The following is a 20,291-nucleotide window of genomic DNA, read 5'->3' as shown; positions in this document are numbered from 1 at the left end:
ACTGTTTTCCGGAACGAGTGCCGTGCCTGACCTACTATTGAACAGGCACCGTACATAAGCGCGGCCAGATTACGTGGCCTCGCCCATAGCAGTGCGGGCCGGGAACGCCAGCCCCAATGTGGTGCACAAACACACCCGAGCTATAAGCAAACCCCAGTAAATACGCCATTTCAAGCTGGCACAGGGATTGCAGGAGATAAGCTACGGATAGACCTGTCCTGAACCAGGCGCGGCCCGGTTGCCGCGCATCGTGTCGGTTGCAATACCCACCAGGGAAGTGCGCGCCATGCACCAGATCGATTTGCCAGCCGAAACCGGTTATGACGAGATGCTGGATCGTGATCGCTCGATCCGGCCCCACTACAACGCATTTTTTGACTGGTTGAACGTCCAGACTCCCGCCACCCTGGCCCAGCGCCGCAAAGAAGCCGAACTGCTGTTTCATCGCGTGGGGATCACTTTTTCGGTCCACGGCGATGAAAGCGGCAATGAGCGGCTGATTCCGTTCGATACCATTCCCCGCATCATTCCCGCCCACGAATGGACTCACCTGGAGGCAGGCCTCAAGCAGCGCGCCGCCGCGCTGAATGCCTTTTTGCACGATATCTATCACAGTCAGCACATTCTCAAAGCGGGCAAAGTCCCCGCCGAACAAGTGCTGGTGAACAGCCAGTATCAGGCGGCGATGTGCGGGCTGGATTTGCCGCACAACTTGTACGCGCATATCGCCGGGATCGACGTGATCCGCCATGGCGACGGCCAGTATTACGTGCTGGAAGACAACTTGCGCGTGCCGTCTGGCGTGTCGTACATGCTGGAAAACCGCAAGATGATGATGCGGCTGTTCCCGGAGTTATTCGAGAAACACGCCATCGCGCCGGTCGAGCATTACCCGTCGTTGTTGTTATCCACGCTGCGCCAGTCTTGCCTGGTAGATAACCCGACCGTGGTAGTGATGACTCCGGGCCACTACAACAGCGCGTATTTCGAACATGCCTTCCTCGCGCAGCAAATGGGCGTGGAACTGGTCGAAGGGCGCGATCTGTTTGTGAAAGACCTGCATGTGTATATGCGCACCACCGCCGGTCCCAAACAGGTGGATGTGATCTACCGCCGACTGGACGATGTATTCCTCGACCCACTGGTGTTCCGCGCCGATTCAAGCCTTGGCGTACCGGGACTGATCGCGGCTTATCGGGCCGGCAATGTGGTGTTGTCCAACGCCATCGGCACCGGTGTAGCGGACGACAAATCAATCTACCCCTATGTTCCGGACATGATTCGGTTCTATCTGGATGAAGAACCGCTGCTGCTGAACGTACCTACCTGGCAGTGCCGCAATCCTTCAGAGCTGAGCCACGTGCTGACCAACCTGGAAGAACTGGTAGTCAAAGAGGTTCATGGTGCGGGTGGTTACGGCATGTTGATTGGCCCCAAGGCGACTAAAGCGGAGATCGAACACTTCCGTGGCTTGCTCAAGGCCAACCCGGCCAATTACATCGCTCAACCCACGTTGTCGCTCTCCACCTGCCCTACCTTTGTCGAAGAAGGCATCGCGCCGCGTCATATCGATCTGCGTCCGTTTGTGTTGTCCGGCAATACCGTGCGCATTGTGCCGGGCGGCCTGGCGCGAGTTGCGCTGCAAAAGGGCTCGCTGGTGGTGAATTCGTCGCAAGGCGGCGGCACTAAAGATGCCTGGATTCTGGAGGCCTGAGCGCCTGATGAAAACAAGGAAAACCCGACCATGATGTTAAGCCGCACTGCTGATCATCTGTACTGGATGTCCCGTTATCTGGAACGGGCGGAAAACCTGGCGCGGCTGCTGGATGTGAGCTTCAGTTTGTCGCTATTGCCGCAATCGCAAGGCGCCCGCGCCGAAATGCGCGCGCCGCTGGTGATTACTGAACAACTGGATCGCTTCTCCGCGCGTTACCCAAAACTCACCGCCGAAGCCTTGCTGCAGTTTATGGCGCTGGATCGGGAAAACCCCGCCAGCATCTTGAGCTGCATTCGCCACGCCCGGGAAAACGCCCACGCCGTGCGCGGCAAGATCACCGTGGAAATGTGGGAGAACATCAACGCCACCTGGCTGGAGGTCAAAGAGTTTGAGGCCAACGGCATCGCCAATGTCGGTGACTTTTTTGACTGGGTGAAGGCCCGTTCGCACGTGTTTCGCGGCATTGCCTACGGCACCATTTTGCGCGGCGATGCCTATAGCTTTATCCGTCTTGGCACCTTCATTGAACGCGCCGACAACACCGCGCGGTTGCTCGACGTAAAAGCCAGCCTGATCGCTGAAGGCGCCGAGGAAAACGCTCAGGATTACTACGCCTGGAGTTCACTTCTGCGCGCGCTGTCGGCGTATGAAGCCTATGTGGAGATGTACCGCGAAGGCGTGCAAATGCGCTCGGTTACCGAACTGCTGGTGCTGTCACCACGGCTGCCACGCTCGCTCTGCGCGTGCGTGGATGCCATCTGCAAGATTCTGTCGCAAATCGAAGGAGACAATGGCCGACTGGCCCAGCGCGAGGCTCACTTGTTGCTGAATGATCTGCGTTTTACACAGGTCGACGAAATTCTCGAGCACGGATTGCACGATTATCTGAGCCAATGTCTGGCGGAAATCAACGCGCTGGGCAACACCATCGACGAAGCCTATTTGCGCGTCGCCTGAACGGAACCGGCATGCACCTCGAAATTCATCACGAAACCGTTTACTGCTACGACGTGCCGCTCAAACACAGCGTGCAATTGCTCCGTTTGACGCCGCGTCGGGACGCCAGTCAGAACACCTTGTACTGGCACCTGGATATCCCCGGCCCCACCGATCTGGCCGTGGACGCCTTTGGCAACGAGCAACACGTACTGACGCTGGACCAACCGGTCAGCGAAATCCGCATCGTGGCGCAAGGCGTGGTGGAGACCCGCAATAGCGCACCGGCTCGTGACACCGTGCCGCCGCTGGTATTTCGCCAGCAAACCGCGCTGACTACGGCGGATGACACCATCAAGAATTTTGCCGAGAAATACCGGCGGTTGATTGAAAAACACGGCCGCCAGGGTCTGATGGACTTGATGGCCGATCTGCTTGATCACATGCCCTACACGCCAGGGCAAACCGATGCGGGCACTTCGGCGCAGCAGGCTTTCGCCCAAGGCTTGGGCGTCTGCCAGGATCATGCCCACGTGTTCATCGCCATTTGTCGTTATCTGGGCATTCCGGCCCGTTATGTGAGCGGCTATCTCTACACCGAGAATGATCATCACGTGGCCAGTCATGCCTGGGTCGAAGCTTTGTGCGATGAACTCTGGTACGGGTTTGACGTGAGCAATGCCTGCAAGCCGGACGAGCGTTACGTGCGCCTGGCGATCGGGCTGGATTACCTGGACGCCTGCCCGGTGCGCGGATTGCGCCGGGGTGGCGGCATGGAAACCATGGTCAGCCGCGCGCGGGTACGCCGTTCTACAGCGCATGAGCAGCAATAACGGGCGGCCAGTTTCGCAGCACGGCGTGACCCAGGCGCAACATGGCCGCCTGCGTCACGCTGGCTGGGCGCAAAAATGCCCCGCTCCGGCATTACAATAAACAATTACATCCAGACCTACGAGTTGGCACATGACTTACTGCGTCGCCATGCGCCTGAAAGACGGGCTGATCTTCGCCTCTGACTCTCGCACCAATGCCGGGGTGGATCACATTGCCACCTTTCGCAAAATGCACATCTTTGAAGTGCCAGGTGAGCGTTTGATCGTGATCCTGACTGCGGGCAATCTGGCTACCACGCAAAGCGTGGTGAGCCTGCTGCAGGCGCGCACGCAGCAAGAGTTGCACAACCTGCTGAATGTGCCGTCGATGTATGACGCCGCCTTGCTGGTCGGCGAAACCCTGCGCGAAGTCGTCGCCCGCGACAGCCATGAAGGCGTCATGACCCAAGGCGTGGATTTTGGCGGCTCATTCATTGTCGGCGGGCAGATTCGCGGCGAAGCACCGCGACTGTTCAACGTTTACCCGCAAGCCAATTTCATCGAGGCCTCAGAAGACACGCCGTACTTCCAGATTGGCGAATCCAAATACGGCAAGCCGATTCTGGACCGCGTTATCCAGTTTGATACCACGCTGGAGCACGCGCTCAAATGCATGCTGATCTCGTTTGACTCGACCATCCGCAGCAATCTGTCCGTTGGTCTGCCTATCGACGTACTGCGTTACCGCAACAACACCTTCAGTAAAGTCCGCCCCTATCGCGTGGAAGAAAACAACGCCTGGTTCAACCGCACCCGCAAAGCGTGGAGTACCGGTTTGCGTAAAGTATTCGGGCAAATCCCGGAAGCGGACTGGTTTGATCAGTTGTGAGGGGCGCGGGATGCGGATCGTAGGTACGCCTGATTCCAGTGCAACCCTTGATTCGTCATTCCCGACCTGCAAATACTGCAGCATCGGATAAACGACCGCCGCACTCAACCCACTCCCCAACAAGCTCCGCCAGCTGCTGCCGATGCGCACCCAGCCAGAACCCGTGATCCGCCTCGGCCAGTGCAATAAACGTCCCTCGCTGCGCCAATGCCGCCGCACGCTCCCCAATGGCTGCGGGCACCACCACATCCCGTCCGCCATGCAATATCAGCGTGGGTGCTTCCAGCAGTTCCATATACGCGTCCAGATCAAAGGCGCTGGCTTCAACTTGCAACTGCGGGTTGAGCTCAAGCCCAATAAAATCAATGTTCCCGTTAGCCAGCGCAGTGCCCTGCTCAAGGCTACGACTAACGATCTCGTCCAGATTACCTGCCGGTGCCACGAGGATTACGCTGGCCAAATCCGGACGATTCACACCCGTAGCCGCCGCGGCCAGAGCGCCCATGCTATAGCCAACCACGTGCCAGCGCAGACCGGGATACCGCGCCGCCAGTTCATCCAGCAACACGCCAGTCTGACTGGCTTGGTCTGCAATCGACAAATCAACAAACCGCCCTTCACTCTCACCGCAACCGGCAAAGTCGAACCGGAACACCGTGATCCCGCGTGCAGCCAAGCGCCGGGCGATATCTACAAACAAATAGGCAAATTCGATCCGTGACCCGGTAAAACCATGCAGCAATAACACTGCGTCACGTGCAGGTGTGGTTTCCGGCAAATGACCTGATCCTGCGAGTTTGATACCTTGGTAATCCACCGTCAGACTGATTTCTGCCACTCTGTTCACTCCGCTGAAGTGCCTGACCGATAGCCTGTCTGGCTCAGACTCAACATAACCCATCGCCTGCTATTTCGGGTTTGCCATGGTTGTGCAATCGCCGGGCTTGACGGGCCTGCTACACTAGAGGAATTCTGTGCCCAAGGTTCCCCCATGTACGATCTCGCCCGCTCCCAGTTTTCTACCGTGCGCGACTGCCTGCGTTTTGCGGTGTCCCGCTTCAAAGATGCCAACCTGTTTTATGGTCATGGCACTGATAATGCATACGACGAAGCGGCCTGGCTGATTCTGGCATCGCTCGGTTTGCCGGTTGACCGGCTGGAACCGTTCCTGGACGCAAAGTTGTTGCCGCAAGAACTGGACAAAGTCGTGGACGTGATCCGCCGTCGCGCCGAAGAACACGTGCCAGCAGCTTATCTGACCAAAGAAGCGTACTTGGGCGAATACAAGTTCTATGTGGATGAACGCGTGATTGTGCCGCGCTCGTTCATTGCCGAATTGCTGCGTGATGAAGCGCTGGAGCCGTGGATTGAACACCCGGAACTGGTCCACCGCGCGCTGGATTTGTGTACCGGTTCGGGCTGCCTGGCGATCTTGCTGGCCGATGCTTTCCCCGATGCCGAAGTCGACGCCATCGACTTGTCAGCCGATGCGCTGGATGTCGCCGAACTGAATGTGGTCGATTACAACATGGGCGAGCGCATTCACCTGATCGATTCGGATCTGTTCGCGGAGGTGGAAGGCGAAACTTATGATCTGATCGTCTCCAACCCGCCATATGTGGATGCGCCGTCCATGGATGAGCTGCCTGACGAATACCGGCACGAGCCGCAAATGGCGCTGGGCAGCGGCGAGGACGGTCTGGATATCACCCGCCGCATCATTGGCTCGGCCACCACCTTCCTCAATGATCTGGGCGTGCTGGTTGTCGAGATCGGCCATAACCGCGAGGTGCTGGAAGCGGCTTATCCGAACCTGCCGTTTGTATGGATGGAAACCAGCAGTGGCGACGGCTTTGTGTTCTTGTTGACCAAGGAAATGCTGGTTGAAGCAGGCCTCTGATTCCGGCGACGAAACTTCCTGAAACAAAAAAGCGACTGTCTATCAGTCGCTTTTTTGTTGGCATACCCCTTCACCAGCAGCTGTTAAAACTCCATTGTCTCCGACTTTGGCTCGCCCTGCAGCGCATGTGGCTGTCCATCGATAAACATCAACAACTGGTCTTTTTCCATGCGAATCCAGTTCTCATTATCGGTCAGCGGCTGGGTCGCCACTACCGTCACCAAGTCTTCCGGTGCGGTATAACGAGCGAAATCCACAGAGACATCGGTATCGGCAAGATGAGCCATGGCAAACGGCGCGCGCCGTGCGATGTAGTGAAGGTCGGTTGCGCAACGGGCAAACAACGCCGTGCCATCCGACAGCAAGAAATTAAACGTACCGTGGCTTGCCAGTCGATCCGCCAATCCGGCCAGCGCTTCATGCAAGTCGGGCAACGCCGGTTTGTCGACAAAGCGCAGCGCCAACTCGTTCATGATCCAGCAGAACGCATATTCGCTGTCCGTGGTGCCCACAGGCCGGAAACGTGAACTCCCCAGCGGTGGCAGGTCGGCCAGGTTGCCGTTATGGGCAAACAGCCAGTAACGCCCCCACAGCTCTCGCTTGAACGGATGGGTGTTCGCCAGCGACACCACACCCTGCGTGGCTTTGCGGATGTGCGCAACGACGTTGGTGCTCTTGATTGGATAACGGTGCACCAGTTCGGCCAGCGGCGAAAGTGCGGACGGTTGGTGATCCAGAAACATCCGGCAACCGTCGTCTTCGAAAAACGCGATCCCCCAACCATCAGAATGATGGTCCGTCAGACCCCCGCGCTGGCGAAAGCCTTCGAAGGAAAAAACGATATCGGTCGGCACATTGCAGTTCATGCCCAGTAACTGGCACATGGCATCACTTCTCTGAACAACGAATACTCAAGGTTCCATTATGCGTTCGGTAAGGGCACAGGGGAACCCTTAACGGTGTCGGAATGTAATTGGCCCGAACATAATCACTATATGCCGTGGCTAATGTGGACCGGATCCTTGCAGTTCGCCCGCGCACAAAATGAAAAAGCCCGGTTGAAAGCCGGGCTTTTCTGGGACTGCGAACTGTGCGAATTATTCGCCCAGTGCGCCTGCCCCAATGCTGAAGCCTGCATCCACGTAGGTGATCTCGCCAGTCACACCGGACGACAGATCAGACAGCAGGAATGCCGCCACGTTGCCGACTTCCAGCGGCGTAACGTTGCGCTTGAGTGGTGTGGCATCAGCAGCGCGCTTGAGCAGCGTGCCGAAATCCTTGATACCCGATGCCGCCAAGGTCTTGATCGGACCTGCAGAGATACCGTTTACACGGATACCACGCTCACCCAATGCTGCCGCCAGATAACGCACATTGGCTTCCAGCGAGGCTTTGGCCAAACCCATTACGTTGTAATTGGGGATGGCACGCTCGGCACCGAGGTAGCTCAAGGTGATCAACGCGGCGTTGTCAGACAACAGCGGACGGGCCGCTTTGGCCATTGCGGCAAAGCTGTACGAACTGATGTCGTGCGCGATTCTGAAGTTCTCGCGAGTCACCGCATCCAGGTAATTGCCTTTGAGCGCTTCGCGCGGGGCAAAACCAATCGAATGCACCAAGCCATCAAGCTTGTCCCAGTGTTTGCCCAATTCAACAAACAGCGCTTCAATCTGCTCGTCGCTCGCCACATCACAGGGCAGAACGAGATCAGTACCAAAGTCAGCAGCCAGGCCAACCACGCGTTGTTTCAGATCTTCGCTGACGTAAGTGAACGCCAGTTCCGCACCTTCACGCTTCGCCGCCTGCGCGATGCCATAAGCAATCGAACGATCAGACAGCAGCCCGCTGATCAGAATTTTTTTGCCGGCCAGAAAGCCCATTCATCTACCCTTGTCTTTTCATTCAGTCGCGCGATTATAGAGGAAACTGCCCATCAGGTGCTTTCCAGATCGCCATGACAACTGGTCAAGCGGTCGCAATCAGGCCACAACGTAGGGTAAATCCAGCACTTCCACAGCGGGGCCGTTCAAATCACCCAGGTGCAAACCGTGTTCCAGCGAGCTCATCTGCACTACCACCAAGGCTTCGGACGCGCCTTGCGCCGCTGGCGCTGCCAGCATCACTTTGCCTGATGCCTGACCATTCATCTCCGGGCTGAACACGTCCTGCCCTGCCTGCGCCGCGCCGTCTACCCGAACCCGATACATGCGGCGCTTGAGTTTCCCCAGATACTGGGTACGCGCCACAATTTCCTGGCCAGGGTAACAACCTTTGCTGAAGCTCACCGCGCCAATCAATTCCATATTGGCCATTTGCGCGACAAATTCTTCCTGCGTTGCGGCGGTAACCCATGGCGTACCCGAGCGAACCTCGGTGAGACGCCACACGGGCTCACCTACCGGCTTGGCACCCGCTTGCAACAATTGCTGCCAAATCTGCGCGGCCTGATCCGCCGGCACAACGACCTGGTAACGTCCACCCGACAACGCTACGGTTGCCCCGCCCTCCCAGTTTTGCACGGAGAAGTCGCCAACCGGCAACGCGCCGGTTACCGCCTGCACCAGCGTCGCCGCCTTCGGGCCCGCCACACCGATCAAGGCGACATCTAGCGTCGCATCATCGGCCTTGGTTTTACTGCGCATCACGTACATGGACAGCCGCTTCTGAATGCTGGCCTGCAACTCCACCGGCAACTGCAGCAAGTAGTCGTCGCCTAGCTTGTAAATCAGAAAGCTGGCCAACATGCGGCCCTTGGGCGTGGAGTAGCTGGAGTACTGTGCCACGCCGGTGTCAAGCTGACGGATATCGCTGGAAAGCTGCCCTTGCAGAAACGTCGCAGTTTCTTCGCCGCGAAACCGGATCAGACCAAACTGCGTCAACGGCGAAACCACGCCATCCTGTTCCAGAGCGGCAAGCTCATCGGCAACGGGTGCAAAGTATTGAACAATGCCATCTGCGACCGTGGCATGCGGCAGGGTATCAATCCAGCTCATGTTCTTGATTCTCGTGTGTCATCCAGAAGCTGCAGATGGGGGCGCGCCGACGAAAAACAATCCGCGCACCCGCATCTTGGCTTATTGGGCCGCTGAGGCGGCCTTCTGATCGCTTTGCTGGACCTGTGCTGCCGACTCCAGCGGATCTTCACGTCCTGGACGATGGGCACCAGCGGAACTGAATACCGGTGCATCCAGGTTACCACCGACGCGGATCACACTGCTGGCCAAAATGCCGCCACTGGCCAGGCGTGAAGCTGCTTCACCCTGCAACTTACCACCCTGAAGCACGTGCAGCTGACCGGTTGCCGAGAACTTGCCGCTATCGAGTTTGACATCGGTGATATCGACTTGTGCTGGATGAACCGCAACCTTGGCAGTGAGATTGTCAAAAGCAGTGCGGCCACCGCGGGCATAGACCACCGGCGCGCTGGACTTGAGCGGCGCGACCAGATCAAAGTTATGCAGATAGCCGTCTCGCAGGTGCAAATCTGCGGTGACCTCAGGCTTGTCGAACAAATGGGTCCAGCTATCCGCCTGGTAGCCAAATGTCACGTCCCCCTCCAGTCGCCCTGCAACGTGCGTCACTGGACTGAAGACGATGGACAGGGGCTCTGCCTGCAGACTGCTGCCGTGCAGGGATCCTGCGAGCTTCCAGCCCCCCACCCAATCAATCTGGGCAGTACCGGTCACCACCCCGCTATACAGCTCCCCGCGAATCTCGCTGACCTGAATACCGGTATCGCTGATCAAGCCTTTCAATTGCAGCCCGTCAAACTGCACCGGATAGCCCATCGGCACAGTCCAGTGGCTGGCGACAAAGGTCGCAGCAAAGTCTTTCTGCCCTTGCGGCTGAATTTCCAGGGTGGCCTGCCCGCCTGCATCCGCCACGGTCAAGCCAGCCAGGTTGCCGCCGCTATCAAAACGCAGTACGCCATCCACCGGACCGAGTTCGCTGGCATCCAGCACGATGCTGGCGCGCTTGAGCTGCAGATCGTCGATGTGCATCGGCTTGTCGCCGCTACGAGGACGCAGCCGTTGCGGCAACTGGGTCGCAAACGCCGGGCTAAACTTGGCGCCCTCAACGGTTACTTCCCGCAAGGCACTTCCCCAATGCGTCAGGTTGTAAAAGGAAAGCGGAATCCGGATAAATTCGATATGCCCGACATTGGGATCGCCCTCTAGCGTGACATCCTGCAATACCAGTGCGGGCCGTGGTGAGTACTCAAATCGCAGCAATCGCAGCTGCACCGGACCATGCAGAACCTGTTGCAGCTTCAATGCGGTGTCGGAAAGAAATAGATTCAGGGGCACCAGAACAGGCAAAGCGGCGATCACCCCAATAAAAATAACCAATGAAATCAATAATATTCTTATTTTATGCATGCGTTCCTCACATTTTTATTCATATAGCTGTTGACAGCCTAAAGTCCAGATACTAATATACGCACCTCACCGATTCCTCGATAGCTCAGTTGGTAGAGCAACGGACTGTTAATCCGTGTGTCCCTGGTTCGAGCCCAGGTCGAGGAGCCAAGAATCGAACGCCATGACTTTGCAAAGAGTCATGGCGTTTTTCGTTATGGATGCAAAATCCATATCGCTACAGCCTGTTATTTCGCACATCCTTACCTTTCCTTGCTGCCGGTTCCAGTGAATGCGCGCAGCATACCTCAGCGGCCCCGCTCACGATAGATCATTACAGAGCCGGCAAGGCCAGGCGGCCCGAGCGCCCCGCCAACTGGCACCCTACCTCATCGCAAACGCAGCAAACCCAAGGGCCACCACCATTGCGGGCGCAATCACACGCAAACGACAGGCAAAAGAAAAGGCTGGCACGAATGCCAGCCTTTTTCATAGCGAAGTAACAGTATTACTCGCCAGCTTCAACCACTTCCGCATCTTCCGGACGATCCACCAGTTCAACCAGTGCCATCGGAGCGTTGTCGCCCAGACGGAAACCGCACTTCAGAATACGCAGGTAACCGCCGTTGCGGGCGGAATAGCGTGGGCCCAGCACGTCGAACAGCTTTACAACGATATCGCGGTCGCGAGTACGGTTGAAAGCCAGACGGCGATTAGCCAGGCTCGGAGCCTTACCCAAGGTAATCAGCGGCTCCGCAACACGGCGCAGCTCTTTAGCCTTAGGCAGGGTGGTCTTGATAACTTCGTGACGCAGCAGCGCATTCGCCAGGTTACGCAGAAGCGCCTGACGGTGACTGGACGTACGATTCAATTTGCGATTGGCAAGACGGTGACGCATTTGTCAATTCCTTTCCGTTGACCGCTCAGGGCTTTTCCAAGCCAACTGGCGGCCAGTTTTCGAGGCGCATGCCCAGGCTCAAGCCCTTGGACGCCAGCACTTCCTTGATTTCATTCAAGGACTTGCGACCAAGATTCGGCGCCTTCAACAATTCTGTCTCAGTGCGCTGGATCAGGTCCCCGATGTAATAAATATTCTCAGCCTTCAGGCAGTTAGCCGAACGCACGGTGAGTTCCAGATCATCCACAGGGCGCAGCAGGATCGGATCGATCTGCGGTGCCGCTGGCTTCTCTTCTTCAACCGGAGTGCCTTCCAGATCCGCAAATACGGACAACTGGTCAACCAGAATACGCGCCGCTTGGCGGACAGCATCTTCTGGCGTCAACACGCCATTGGTCTCGATATCGAGAATCAGACGATCAAGGTCGGTACGCTGCTCTACACGAGCACTCTCGACCGCGTAACTCACCCGACGAATCGGACTGAACGAGGCATCAAGCTGGATAGTGCCGATAGTACGGTTATCATCGCGACCCAGACGAGCTGGAGCCGGCTGATAGCCACGACCCTTTTCAACCTTGATTTCCATGTTCAGCTTGCCACCAGCCGAGAGATGCGCAATCACGTGACCGGGATTAACCACTTCCACGTCATGCGGCACCTGGATATCGGCAGCAGTAACCAGACCTTCGCCGTCTTTGGACAGCGTCAGCGTCACGGCCTCACGACCGTGCAGCTTCAACACCACGCCCTTCAGATTAAGAAGGATGTCGACCACGTCTTCCTGCACGCCATCGAGCGCGGAGTATTCGTGAACAACACCTTCGATCTTGACTTCGGTCGGGGCGTAACCCGGCATCGAAGACAGCAGGATGCGGCGCAGGGCGTTACCGAGCGTATGGCCATAACCGCGCTCGAACGGCTCCATGACCACGCGCGCTTGCGCGCTGGATTGGGCCTGCACGTCGATGATGCGCGGCTTGAGCAACTCATTAGCGAGGTTTTGCATATATCAGTATCCCTTAGCCTTTTCCGGTGCTGGTTATCACTTGGAGTAGAATTCCACGACCAACGATTCGTTAAGATCGCTGGACAGATCGGAACGCTCCGGTGCACTCTTGAAGACACCTTCCATCTTCTTCGAGTCAACCTGCACCCAACCCGGGAAACCGATGCCTTCGGCCAGCGACAGTGCTTCTTGCACACGCGCTTGCTTCTTGGCTTTTTCGCGAACGCTAACAGCGTCGCCGGCTTTCACCTGGTAAGACGGGATATTGACTACGCCACCGTTTACCACAATCGCCTTGTGGGAAACCAACTGACGGGCTTCTGCACGAGTCGAGGCATAACCCATGCGGTAAACCACGTTGTCCAGACGCGTTTCAAGGATCTGCAGCAGGTTTTCACCTGTCGAGCCCTTGCGACGGCTGGCTTGTTCAAAATAACGACGGAACTGACGTTCCAGAACGCCGTAGATACGACGGATCTTTTGCTTTTCACGCAGGTGAACACCGTAGTCCGACAGACGAGGTGTCTTAGCGCCGTGCTGGCCTGGGGCTTGTTCCAGCTTGCACTTGCTGTCGAGAGAGCGGCGAGCGCTCTTCAGGAAAAGATCCGTACCTTCACGGCGTGCAAGTTTGCACTTGGGTCCAATATAACGAGCCATGACTTACTCCGGGATTAGATACGACGCTTCTTGGGTGGACGGCAGCCGTTGTGCGGCACTGGAGTCACATCCGAGATGCTGGTTATCTTGAAACCGAGAGCGTTAAGCGCGCGAACAGCGGACTCACGACCCGGACCCGGACCCTTGATACGAACTTCAAGGTTCTTTACACCATATTCCTGGGCAACTTTACCAGCGTGCTCCGCAGCAACCTGTGCCGCAAAGGGTGTACTTTTCCGAGAGCCCTTGAAACCAGCACCGCCCGAGGTAGCCCAGGACAGAGCATTCCCTTGGCGATCAGTGATGGTCACGATCGTGTTATTGAAGGACGCATGTACATGCGCAATGCCTTCAGACACGCTCTTTTTGACTTTCTTCCGTACACGCACTGTGTTTGCTTTAGCCATTACAAAATCCTTTAGTTACCAAGCCTGCCTTATTTCTTACCGGCAATAGCTTTGCGCGGACCCTTGCGAGTACGAGCATTAGTACGCGTGCGTTGGCCACGAGTCGGCAGACCTTTGCGGTGACGGAAACCACGATAGCAACCAAGGTCCATAAGACGCTTGATGCTCATCGTTACTTCACGGCGCAAATCGCCTTCGACGGTGTACTTACCAACTTCGTCGCGCAGTTTATCAAGTTCAGCATCGCTGAGATCCTTGACCTTCTTCGTCGGCTCGATCGCGGCAGCCGTGCACAACAAGTATGCGCGGGTGCGGCCGATGCCGTAGATAGCTTGAAGGCCGATCACAGTATGCTGATGATTGGGTACGTTAACCCCAGCAATACGGGCCATACTTCTTACCCCAGGTTAAAAAGTTTTCGATTATAACGCGAAAAGCCGATTGCCTCAATCAGCCTTGGCGTTGCTTATGCCGCGGGTCGGTGCAAATCACGCGCACAACACGGTTGCGACGGATGATTTTGCAATTGCGGCAAATTTTCTTGACCGATGCTTGAACTCTCATGGTCTGTCCTTTTCTTCAAAATGAAATTCCGGACCTTGTTTGATCCGGAATACGATGCAGGCCTTAATCAAAGCGAACGGCATTATAGCTACCGTTCTGCCCTTTTGGTGAAAAACCGACCGTAAATACAGCCAACCGACACCAAGGACATCAATCCAACCCTGCATGTCCTTTCGAGTTTGCTTTTCAAAACCGGCAAGCGGTCGTGTCTGGCATCTCGTCCAAGGCCGGGATGATGCTATTCACACCACCCCGATCCCGGTCTTCAGTTACGCGCCGCCCTTGAAGTTAGCCTTCTTGAGCAAGCTTTCATATTGATGCGACATGACGTAGGACTGCATTTGAGCCATGAAATCCATTGTCACCACAACCAGAATCAGCAGCGAAGTACCACCAAAGTAGAACGGTACGTTCCACTTCAGAATAAGGAACTCCGGAATCAGACAGATCACGGTGATGTAAAGCGCACCAATCAACGTCAATTTCAAAATCAGTTTTTCGATGTACCGCGCAGTATGCTCGCCCGGACGGTAACCCGGAATCATAGCCCCACTCTTCTTCAGGTTATCCGCGGTTTCCTTTGGATTGAAAACCAGCGCCGTGTAGAAGTAGCAGAAGAAAATGATAGCTGCAGCATACAGAATCACATACAGCGGTTGCCCCGGATGGAGCATGTCACCAATCGATTTGAGCCACGAGAACCGGTCACTGTTACCACTCCACGACAATACAGTGGCTGGAAACAGAATGATCGACGAAGCAAAAATCGGCGGGATGACGCCAGCCATATTGATCTTGAGCGGCAAATGCGTGCTTTGCGCTTGCATGATGCGGTTGCCGACCTGGCGCTTGGCGTAGTTCACCGGCACTTTACGTTGCCCGCGCTCTACAAAAACCACTGCTGCCGTCAACAACACAACACCAACAAACAAACCGAGCACCAGAAAAATCGGCAACGAACCCTGGTTAGCCAAGGTCAGCGTCTTACCGATCGCAGCTGGCACGCCAGAAGCAATGCCCGCACAGATCAAAATCGAAATACCGTTGCCTATACCCCGTTCCGTAATCTGCTCGCCCAGCCACATGAGGAACATCGTACCGGTCACCAGCGTAATGATGGTCAACGGCACAAATTGCACATAAGGCAGAACAACCAGATTCGGTTGCTTCAACAGCAAAGAAGCAATACCGAAGCTTTGGAAGGTAGCCAGCAGAACCGTCGCATAACGCGTGTACTGCGTAATCTTGCGACGACCTGCCTCACCTTCTTTCTTCAGCTGCTTCAACTGGGGCAACACTTCCGCGGCCAACTGCAAAATGATGGACGCGGAAATGTAAGGCATGATCCCGATGGCAAACACGGTGAAGCGCGACAAAGCGCCACCCGAGAACATGTTAAACATGTTCAACAGGCCCGTTTGCGAGGACTCGAACAACCGAGCCAGCTCGACCGGATTGATCCCTGGGACGGGAATATGCGCACCGATACGGTACACAATCAACGCGCCCAACATGAACCAGATCCGTTTCTTCAGATCTGCAAACTTGTTTGCAGAACCAGCCAGAGCGGGATTCGCCACGTTTTAGCCTCTCAGCAATTACTCAGCGATGCTGCCACCAGCTGCTTCAATCGCAGCACGGGCACCCTTGGTTGCAGCGATACCTTTCAGCGTCACTGCTTTTTCGATCTTGCCCGACAGCACGACCTTGGCACCCAGGCAAAGCTGAGAAACCAGACCAGCTTGCTTGAGAACCAACAGATCGACTTCAGCAACCGGCAGCGCTTGCAGCGCGGACAGGTTTACTTCGCCAGTGCGACCGCGGGACAACGATACGAAGCCACGCTTGGGCAGGCGACGTTGCAAAGGCATTTGACCGCCTTCAAAACCCACCTTGTGGAAGCCGCCAGCTCGGGACTTTTGACCCTTGTGACCGCGACCAGCAGTTTTACCCAGACCGGAGCCAATACCGCGACCAACGCGACGCTTGGCGTGTTTCGCGCCAGCTGCGGGTTTCAGGTTATTCAGTTCCATTTAACCCTCCACTTTCAGCAGATAGCTGATCTTGTTGATCATGCCGCGATTTTCCGGCGTATCAATCACTTCGGAGCTGCTGTTGAGCTTGCGCAGACCCAGACCACGGGCGCATGCCTTGTGGCTTTCCAGGCGACCGATCAAGCTCTTGACCAGCGTTACTTTTACTTTCTTGCCGTCAGTCATTCCGCCACCCCAAGAATTTCTTCTACGGACAGGCCGCGCTTGGCAGCGATATCCGAAGCGGTGTGCAGCTTGGACAAACCGTCCAGCGTTGCGCGAACCAGGTTGTACGGATTCGTGGAACCATGACACTTGGCAGTAATGTTGTGAACGCCCATTACTTCGAACACAGCGCGCATTGGGCCACCAGCGATAATGCCGGTACCTTCACGAGCCGGTTGCATGAAGACGGTAGTTGCACCGTGCTTGCCGATAACGGCATGCGGTACGGTACCGTTCTTCAGCGGCGCCTTGAACATCTTGCGACGTGCTTCGTCCAGACCCTTTTGTACAGCGACCGGCACTTCTTTGGACTTACCCTTGCCCATGCCGACGCCACCATCGCCATCACCGACTACTGTCAGTGCTGCGAAACCCAGAATACGACCACCCTTCACGACCTTGGTTACGCGATTAACCGCAACCATCTTTTCACGAAGGCCGTCCGAGCGATCTTCTGATTCGTTTCTAGCCATTTGATAACTCCAAACTCAATTAGAAGACCAGACCGCCTTCGCGTGCCGCATCCGCCAGCGCTTTCACGCGGCCGTGGTATTTGAAACCGGAACGGTCAAATGCCACGTTAAGGATACCGACAGCCTTGGCCTTTTCTGCAATACGCTTGCCAATCGCGACGGCAGCGTCAACGCTGGCGCCGTTCTTGATTTCACCGCGCGCATCTTTTTCCAAAGAAGACGCAGAAACAAGCACTTTGCTGCCCGTTTCATCAATGATCTGGGCGTAAATGTGGCTATTGGTGCGATGCACCGACAGGCGCACGACCTTGAGCTCCGCAATCTTTGCACGGGTTTTACGTGCGCGGCGAACTCGAGTTTCTTTCTTGTCCATGATTCAGCCTCGATTACTTCTTCTTGGTTTCTTTAAGCGTTACCACTTCATCCGAGTAACGCACGCCCTTGCCCTTATAGGGTTCCGGAGCGCGGTAAGCGCGGATTTCAGCAGCAACCTGACCAAGAACTTGCTTGTCGGCGCCCTTGAGGACGATTTCGGTCTGAGTCGGGGTTTCCACCTTCACACCAGCCGGCATCTTGTGCGCGACAGGGTGAGAGAAACCCAGAGTCAGGTTCAGCAAATCGCCTTGAGCCTGAGCACGATAACCAACGCCCACCAGGTTCAGCTTGCGCTCGAAACCCTTGGAAACGCCGGTCACCATGTTGTTCACCAGTGCACGGACGGTACCGGACATTGCACGTGCATTCTTGCCATCGCCTTGCGCGGCAAACACGACTGCATTGTCTTCAATCTTTACACTGACGTCGCCAGTCAAAGCCTGAACCAGGGAACCATTCGGACCCTTGACCACGATCTCGGAGGCACTGAGTTTGACTTCAACGCCCGACGGGATAGCGACCGGATTTTTTGCTACACGAGACATTGCATCACCTCATTAAGCAACGAAGCACAGAAGCTCGCCACCAACACCGTTGGCACGCGCTTTGCGATCGGTCATCACACCCTTGGACGTGGAAACAATCGCCACGCCAAGACCATTCATTACTTGCGGAATGTTATCCGAGCCCTTGTACACACGCAGGCCTGGCTTCGAGACGCGTTCGATGCGCTCGATAACCGGACGACCGGCGTAGTACTTGAGTTCGATAGTCAGTTCACGCTTGATATCGCCAGCAACTGCGAAAGACTCGACATAGCCTTCGTCTTTCAGCACTTGAGCGATTGCAGCCTTCAACTTGGAAGACGGCATTGTTACCGAAACCTTGGCCGCACGCTGAGCGTTACGGATGCGGGTCAGCATATCGGCGATAGGATCATGCATTGCCATATTTCTTCTCCTGTCCCGATTACCAGCTTGCCTTGGTCATGCCGGGGATTTCACCCTTCATGGCCAATTCACGCAGTTTGTTACGAGCCAGACCGAACTTGCGGAAAGTACCGCGCGGACGACCGGTCAAGGAGCAACGATTGCGAACGCGAGCAGGGCTGGCGTTGCGGGGCAGTTGCTGGAACTTCAGACGCGCTGCAAAGCGGTCTTCTTCGGTCGCGTTTTGGTCGTTGATGATCGACAGCAGCTGAGCACGCTTGGCTGCGAACTTCTCGACGGTAGCGCGGCGCTTTTCCTCACGATTAATCAATGAGAGTTTTGCCATGTTGTTCGCCTCAATTCTTGAACGGGAACTTGAAGGCGGCCAGCAGCGCGCGCGCTTCATCGTCAGTCTTCGCGGTTGTCGTGATGGTAATGTTCATACCACGCAACGCGTCGATCTTGTCGTACTCGATTTCCGGGAAAATGATCTGCTCTTTAACGCCCATGTTGTAGTTACCACGGCCATCAAAGGACTTGCCATTCACGCCACGGAAGTCACGTACACGCGGAAGCGCAACCGACACCAGACGATCCAGGAATTCGTACATACGTTCGCGGCGCAGGGTTACCTTGCAGCCGACCGGATAGCCGTCACGGATCTTGAAGCCAGCGATGGATTTCTTTGCTTTGGTCACAACGGCTTTTTGGCCGGTGATCGCTTGCATGTCGCCTACGGCGTGTTCCATCACTTTCTTGTCAGCAACCGCCTCACCCACACCCATGTTCACGGTGATTTTTTCGATGCGCGGCACTTCCATGACCGACTTGTAACCGAACTGTTCTACCAGTTGCGGCACAACTGTTTCTTTATAAAACTCTTGCAGACGGACCATTGTGTCTCTCCTTAAGCGCCAACAACTTCGCCATTGGACTTGAAGAAGCGGACTTTCTTGCCGTCTTCGAGTGCCTTGAAGCCAACGCGATCAGCCTTGCCGGTCGTCGCATTGAAAATAGCGATGTTGGAAACGTGAATCGACATGGTCTTTTCGACAATCCCGCCCTGCTGACCACGCATCGGATTAGGCTTTTGGTGTTTTTTCACCACGTTCACGCCTTCAACGACAACACGATCTTCGTCCGGAATCACGCGCAGCACGGTACCGCGCTTGCCCTTGTCTTTACCTGTGATGACGATGACTTCGTCACCCTTGCGAATCTTGTTCATGCGGCTTCTCCTTACAGCACTTCGGGCGCGAGCGACACGATCTTCATGAAGCGCTCAGTACGCAATTCACGCGTAACTGGCCCGAAGATGCGGGTACCGATCGGCTCAAGCTTGCCGTTCAAAAGGACAGCAGCATTGCCATCAAACTTGATGAGGGAACCATCAGCGCGACGAACACCCTTGGCAGTACGAACTACCACGGCGTTGTACACATCACCCTTCTTGACACGACCACGCGGGGCCGCATCTTTGATGGTGACCTTGATGATATCGCCAACAGACGCGTAACGACGCTTGGAGCCGCCCAACACCTTGATGCACATAACCGAGCGCGCACCAGTGTTGTCTGCAACCTCCAGCATGGATTGCATTTGAATCATTGGAAAAAAACCTCCAACTTAACCCGCGAAACCTCGACAAGTCGAAGCACTGCGCTCGACCGAAGCCGAGCAAATCGCGGCCAGTTTTGGACCCCGTAAGGGGAAAACGATGCAACGAATCAGGTGAAACACCAAACCCATTACAACATGAGAAAACGGGCATTGTACGCGAAGTACAATGCCCGTGCAACCATCTGATGCAAATTAGAGTTCTGGCGAAGCCAGAACCCCATGCATTAGACGATACGTGCTTTTTCGAGAACCTCAGTCACCACCCAAGCCTTGGTCTTCGAGAGGGGACGGCCCTCAACGATAGTGACCAGATCGCCTTCGTGGTACTGATTGGTTTCGTCATGCGCGTGGTATTTCTTGGACCGACGCACAACCTTGCCATAGAGCGGGTGTTTCACCAGATGCTCAACCAGCACGGTCACGGTCTTGTCCATCTTGTCGCTGACTACACGGCCAGTCAGCGTACGCTTCAGTTTAGCTTCAGACATA

28 protein-coding genes and 1 tRNA gene are annotated in these 20,291 nt (G+C 55.9%); 6 read left to right on the top strand and 23 right to left on the bottom strand.

The genetic code is table 11. From position 1 onward, the window contains the following. Window positions 1-286 precede the first annotated feature (286 nt). From N7220_RS14515 to N7220_RS14500, 4 genes are all read left to right on the top strand, one after another. Window positions 287-1,714: a circularly permuted type 2 ATP-grasp protein gene (locus N7220_RS14515; protein ID WP_283148233.1), complete on the top strand. Its 1,428-nt coding sequence runs from the start codon at window positions 287-289 to the stop codon at window positions 1,712-1,714. A 30-nt stretch (window positions 1,715-1,744) separates the two neighbouring features. After that, window positions 1,745-2,674 (top strand): alpha-E domain-containing protein, encoded by a 930-nt coding sequence (locus N7220_RS14510; protein ID WP_283148232.1) that lies wholly within the window; start codon window positions 1,745-1,747, stop codon window positions 2,672-2,674. An 11-nt stretch (window positions 2,675-2,685) separates the two neighbouring features. Further along, on the top strand, window positions 2,686-3,486 hold the full coding sequence (locus tag N7220_RS14505; RefSeq protein ID WP_283148231.1) for a transglutaminase family protein: 801 nt from the start codon (window positions 2,686-2,688) through the stop codon (window positions 3,484-3,486). 130 nt (window positions 3,487-3,616) lie between these two features. Then, window positions 3,617-4,354, top strand: a complete 738-nt coding sequence (locus N7220_RS14500; protein ID WP_283148230.1) for a proteasome-type protease — start codon at window positions 3,617-3,619, stop codon at window positions 4,352-4,354. A 55-nt stretch (window positions 4,355-4,409) separates the two neighbouring features. Here the strand turns inward: N7220_RS14500 and N7220_RS14495 are convergent, their stop codons facing one another. After that, window positions 4,410-5,192, bottom strand: a complete 783-nt coding sequence (locus tag N7220_RS14495; protein WP_283148229.1) for an alpha/beta hydrolase — start codon at window positions 5,190-5,192, stop codon at window positions 4,410-4,412. Window positions 5,193-5,345: 153 nt separating this feature from the next. On the opposite strand from N7220_RS14495, the gene prmB reads away from it, so the two are divergent. Continuing rightward, complete coding sequence (gene prmB / locus N7220_RS14490) at window positions 5,346-6,254, top strand: 50S ribosomal protein L3 N(5)-glutamine methyltransferase (RefSeq protein ID WP_283148228.1); 909 nt, start codon at window positions 5,346-5,348, stop codon at window positions 6,252-6,254. 83 nt (window positions 6,255-6,337) lie between these two features. Here prmB and N7220_RS14485 read toward each other — a convergent pair whose 3' ends face one another. The 4 genes from N7220_RS14485 to N7220_RS14470 all read right to left on the bottom strand — a co-directional run bounded on the left by N7220_RS14485 (window position 6,338) and on the right by N7220_RS14470 (window position 10,612). Next, window positions 6,338-7,138 carry a class II glutamine amidotransferase gene (locus N7220_RS14485; RefSeq protein WP_283148227.1) on the bottom strand — a complete coding sequence of 267 codons (801 nt, stop codon included), beginning with the start codon at window positions 7,136-7,138 and terminating at the stop codon, window positions 6,338-6,340. Between the two features lie 213 nt (window positions 7,139-7,351). Continuing rightward, complete coding sequence (fabI, locus tag N7220_RS14480) at window positions 7,352-8,134, bottom strand: enoyl-ACP reductase FabI (protein WP_283148226.1); 783 nt, start codon at window positions 8,132-8,134, stop codon at window positions 7,352-7,354. A 99-nt stretch (window positions 8,135-8,233) separates the two neighbouring features. Further along, window positions 8,234-9,247 (bottom strand): CAF17-like 4Fe-4S cluster assembly/insertion protein YgfZ, encoded by a 1,014-nt coding sequence (gene ygfZ, locus N7220_RS14475; RefSeq protein ID WP_283148225.1) that lies wholly within the window; start codon window positions 9,245-9,247, stop codon window positions 8,234-8,236. 81 nt (window positions 9,248-9,328) lie between these two features. Next, a complete protein-coding gene (locus tag N7220_RS14470; RefSeq protein WP_283148224.1) occupies window positions 9,329-10,612 on the bottom strand; it encodes an AsmA family protein in 1,284 nt (427 codons plus the stop codon). Window positions 10,613-10,707: 95 nt separating this feature from the next. Here N7220_RS14470 and N7220_RS14465 point away from each other — a divergent pair. Then, window positions 10,708-10,783 (top strand) — tRNA-Asn (locus N7220_RS14465). A gap of 337 nt (window positions 10,784-11,120) precedes the next feature. Here N7220_RS14465 and rplQ read toward each other — a convergent pair. The 18 genes from rplQ to rpsQ form a co-directional block, all read right to left on the bottom strand. Further along, complete coding sequence (gene rplQ, locus N7220_RS14460) at window positions 11,121-11,510, bottom strand: 50S ribosomal protein L17 (protein ID WP_283148223.1); 390 nt, start codon at window positions 11,508-11,510, stop codon at window positions 11,121-11,123. A gap of 25 nt (window positions 11,511-11,535) precedes the next feature. After that, complete coding sequence (locus tag N7220_RS14455) at window positions 11,536-12,519, bottom strand: DNA-directed RNA polymerase subunit alpha (RefSeq protein WP_283148222.1); 984 nt, start codon at window positions 12,517-12,519, stop codon at window positions 11,536-11,538. A 36-nt stretch (window positions 12,520-12,555) separates the two neighbouring features. Beyond that, window positions 12,556-13,176, bottom strand: a complete 621-nt coding sequence (gene rpsD, locus N7220_RS14450; protein ID WP_283148221.1) for a 30S ribosomal protein S4 — start codon at window positions 13,174-13,176, stop codon at window positions 12,556-12,558. Between the two features lie 14 nt (window positions 13,177-13,190). After that, window positions 13,191-13,583 (bottom strand): 30S ribosomal protein S11, encoded by a 393-nt coding sequence (gene rpsK, locus N7220_RS14445; protein WP_053939957.1) that lies wholly within the window; start codon window positions 13,581-13,583, stop codon window positions 13,191-13,193. A 29-nt stretch (window positions 13,584-13,612) separates the two neighbouring features. Then, window positions 13,613-13,975, bottom strand: a complete 363-nt coding sequence (rpsM, locus tag N7220_RS14440) for a 30S ribosomal protein S13 (RefSeq protein WP_283148220.1) — start codon at window positions 13,973-13,975, stop codon at window positions 13,613-13,615. A gap of 58 nt (window positions 13,976-14,033) precedes the next feature. Continuing rightward, window positions 14,034-14,147, bottom strand: a complete 114-nt coding sequence (gene rpmJ, locus N7220_RS14435) for a 50S ribosomal protein L36 (protein ID WP_018748524.1) — start codon at window positions 14,145-14,147, stop codon at window positions 14,034-14,036. 269 nt (window positions 14,148-14,416) lie between these two features. After that, a complete protein-coding gene (gene secY, locus N7220_RS14430) occupies window positions 14,417-15,727 on the bottom strand; it encodes a preprotein translocase subunit SecY (RefSeq protein ID WP_283148219.1) in 1,311 nt (436 codons plus the stop codon). An 18-nt stretch (window positions 15,728-15,745) separates the two neighbouring features. Further along, window positions 15,746-16,180 (bottom strand): 50S ribosomal protein L15, encoded by a 435-nt coding sequence (gene rplO / locus N7220_RS14425; RefSeq protein WP_283148218.1) that lies wholly within the window; start codon window positions 16,178-16,180, stop codon window positions 15,746-15,748. Next, a complete protein-coding gene (rpmD, locus tag N7220_RS14420) occupies window positions 16,181-16,366 on the bottom strand; it encodes a 50S ribosomal protein L30 (RefSeq protein ID WP_283148217.1) in 186 nt (61 codons plus the stop codon). It lies immediately after the preceding gene. Next, complete coding sequence (rpsE, locus tag N7220_RS14415) at window positions 16,363-16,878, bottom strand: 30S ribosomal protein S5 (RefSeq protein ID WP_283148216.1); 516 nt, start codon at window positions 16,876-16,878, stop codon at window positions 16,363-16,365. The genes rpmD and rpsE overlap by 4 nt, the downstream gene beginning before the upstream one ends. Before the next feature lie 19 nt (window positions 16,879-16,897). Then, entirely contained in the window at window positions 16,898-17,251 is a 354-nt protein-coding gene (gene rplR, locus N7220_RS14410) for a 50S ribosomal protein L18 (protein ID WP_283148215.1), read from the bottom strand. Window positions 17,252-17,264: 13 nt separating this feature from the next. Next, on the bottom strand, window positions 17,265-17,798 hold the full coding sequence (gene rplF / locus N7220_RS14405) for a 50S ribosomal protein L6 (RefSeq protein ID WP_283148214.1): 534 nt from the start codon (window positions 17,796-17,798) through the stop codon (window positions 17,265-17,267). 12 nt (window positions 17,799-17,810) lie between these two features. Continuing rightward, window positions 17,811-18,203, bottom strand: coding sequence for a 30S ribosomal protein S8 (gene rpsH / locus N7220_RS14400; RefSeq protein ID WP_283148213.1), 393 nt, complete (start codon window positions 18,201-18,203; stop codon window positions 17,811-17,813). 19 nt (window positions 18,204-18,222) lie between these two features. Continuing rightward, window positions 18,223-18,528: a 30S ribosomal protein S14 gene (gene rpsN / locus N7220_RS14395; RefSeq protein ID WP_283148212.1), complete on the bottom strand. Its 306-nt coding sequence runs from the start codon at window positions 18,526-18,528 to the stop codon at window positions 18,223-18,225. 10 nt (window positions 18,529-18,538) lie between these two features. Next, complete coding sequence (gene rplE, locus N7220_RS14390; RefSeq protein ID WP_283148211.1) at window positions 18,539-19,078, bottom strand: 50S ribosomal protein L5; 540 nt, start codon at window positions 19,076-19,078, stop codon at window positions 18,539-18,541. Window positions 19,079-19,089: 11 nt separating this feature from the next. After that, window positions 19,090-19,410, bottom strand: coding sequence for a 50S ribosomal protein L24 (gene rplX, locus N7220_RS14385; protein WP_283148210.1), 321 nt, complete (start codon window positions 19,408-19,410; stop codon window positions 19,090-19,092). Between the two features lie 11 nt (window positions 19,411-19,421). Next, window positions 19,422-19,790, bottom strand: coding sequence for a 50S ribosomal protein L14 (rplN, locus tag N7220_RS14380; RefSeq protein WP_283148209.1), 369 nt, complete (start codon window positions 19,788-19,790; stop codon window positions 19,422-19,424). 236 nt (window positions 19,791-20,026) lie between these two features. Beyond that, on the bottom strand, window positions 20,027-20,290 hold the full coding sequence (gene rpsQ / locus N7220_RS14375) for a 30S ribosomal protein S17 (protein WP_283148208.1): 264 nt from the start codon (window positions 20,288-20,290) through the stop codon (window positions 20,027-20,029). Window position 20,291: the final 1 nt, after the last annotated feature.

Source organism: Silvimonas soli, assembly GCF_030035605.1.
Taxonomy (GTDB): domain Bacteria; phylum Pseudomonadota; class Gammaproteobacteria; order Burkholderiales; family Chitinibacteraceae; genus Silvimonas; species Silvimonas soli.
The sequence above is the reverse complement of the archived record's forward strand: the minus strand, read 5'-3'. Positions and strand labels throughout refer to the sequence as shown.

Coding starts and splice junctions, on each gene's coding strand:
- rplF (WP_283148214.1), bottom strand. CDS start 17,798: ATGTCTCGTGTAGCAAAAAATCCGGTCGCTATCCCGTCGGGCGTTGAA.
- rpsE (WP_283148216.1), bottom strand. CDS start 16,878: ATGGCTAGAAACGAATCAGAAGATCGCTCGGACGGCCTTCGTGAAAAG.
- rplE (WP_283148211.1), bottom strand. CDS start 19,078: ATGGTCCGTCTGCAAGAGTTTTATAAAGAAACAGTTGTGCCGCAACTG.
- fabI (WP_283148226.1), bottom strand. CDS start 8,134: ATGGGCTTTCTGGCCGGCAAAAAAATTCTGATCAGCGGGCTGCTGTCT.
- rpsM (WP_283148220.1), bottom strand. CDS start 13,975: ATGGCCCGTATTGCTGGGGTTAACGTACCCAATCATCAGCATACTGTG.
- rplO (WP_283148218.1), bottom strand. CDS start 16,180: ATGGAACTGAATAACCTGAAACCCGCAGCTGGCGCGAAACACGCCAAG.
- ygfZ (WP_283148225.1), bottom strand. CDS start 9,247: ATGAGCTGGATTGATACCCTGCCGCATGCCACGGTCGCAGATGGCATT.
- rpmD (WP_283148217.1), bottom strand. CDS start 16,366: ATGACTGACGGCAAGAAAGTAAAAGTAACGCTGGTCAAGAGCTTGATC.
- rplN (WP_283148209.1), bottom strand. CDS start 19,790: ATGATTCAAATGCAATCCATGCTGGAGGTTGCAGACAACACTGGTGCG.
- rplR (WP_283148215.1), bottom strand. CDS start 17,251: ATGGACAAGAAAGAAACTCGAGTTCGCCGCGCACGTAAAACCCGTGCA.
- rpsH (WP_283148213.1), bottom strand. CDS start 18,203: ATGGCAATGCATGATCCTATCGCCGATATGCTGACCCGCATCCGTAAC.
- rpsN (WP_283148212.1), bottom strand. CDS start 18,528: ATGGCAAAACTCTCATTGATTAATCGTGAGGAAAAGCGCCGCGCTACC.
- N7220_RS14500 (WP_283148230.1), top strand. CDS start 3,617: ATGACTTACTGCGTCGCCATGCGCCTGAAAGACGGGCTGATCTTCGCC.
- N7220_RS14455 (WP_283148222.1), bottom strand. CDS start 12,519: ATGCAAAACCTCGCTAATGAGTTGCTCAAGCCGCGCATCATCGACGTG.
- prmB (WP_283148228.1), top strand. CDS start 5,346: ATGTACGATCTCGCCCGCTCCCAGTTTTCTACCGTGCGCGACTGCCTG.
- N7220_RS14515 (WP_283148233.1), top strand. CDS start 287: ATGCACCAGATCGATTTGCCAGCCGAAACCGGTTATGACGAGATGCTG.
- rplQ (WP_283148223.1), bottom strand. CDS start 11,510: ATGCGTCACCGTCTTGCCAATCGCAAATTGAATCGTACGTCCAGTCAC.
- rpsD (WP_283148221.1), bottom strand. CDS start 13,176: ATGGCTCGTTATATTGGACCCAAGTGCAAACTTGCACGCCGTGAAGGT.
- rpsK (WP_053939957.1), bottom strand. CDS start 13,583: ATGGCTAAAGCAAACACAGTGCGTGTACGGAAGAAAGTCAAAAAGAGC.
- N7220_RS14510 (WP_283148232.1), top strand. CDS start 1,745: ATGATGTTAAGCCGCACTGCTGATCATCTGTACTGGATGTCCCGTTAT.
- N7220_RS14505 (WP_283148231.1), top strand. CDS start 2,686: ATGCACCTCGAAATTCATCACGAAACCGTTTACTGCTACGACGTGCCG.
- rpmJ (WP_018748524.1), bottom strand. CDS start 14,147: ATGAGAGTTCAAGCATCGGTCAAGAAAATTTGCCGCAATTGCAAAATC.
- N7220_RS14485 (WP_283148227.1), bottom strand. CDS start 7,138: ATGTGCCAGTTACTGGGCATGAACTGCAATGTGCCGACCGATATCGTT.
- rpsQ (WP_283148208.1), bottom strand. CDS start 20,290: ATGTCTGAAGCTAAACTGAAGCGTACGCTGACTGGCCGTGTAGTCAGC.
- rplX (WP_283148210.1), bottom strand. CDS start 19,410: ATGAACAAGATTCGCAAGGGTGACGAAGTCATCGTCATCACAGGTAAA.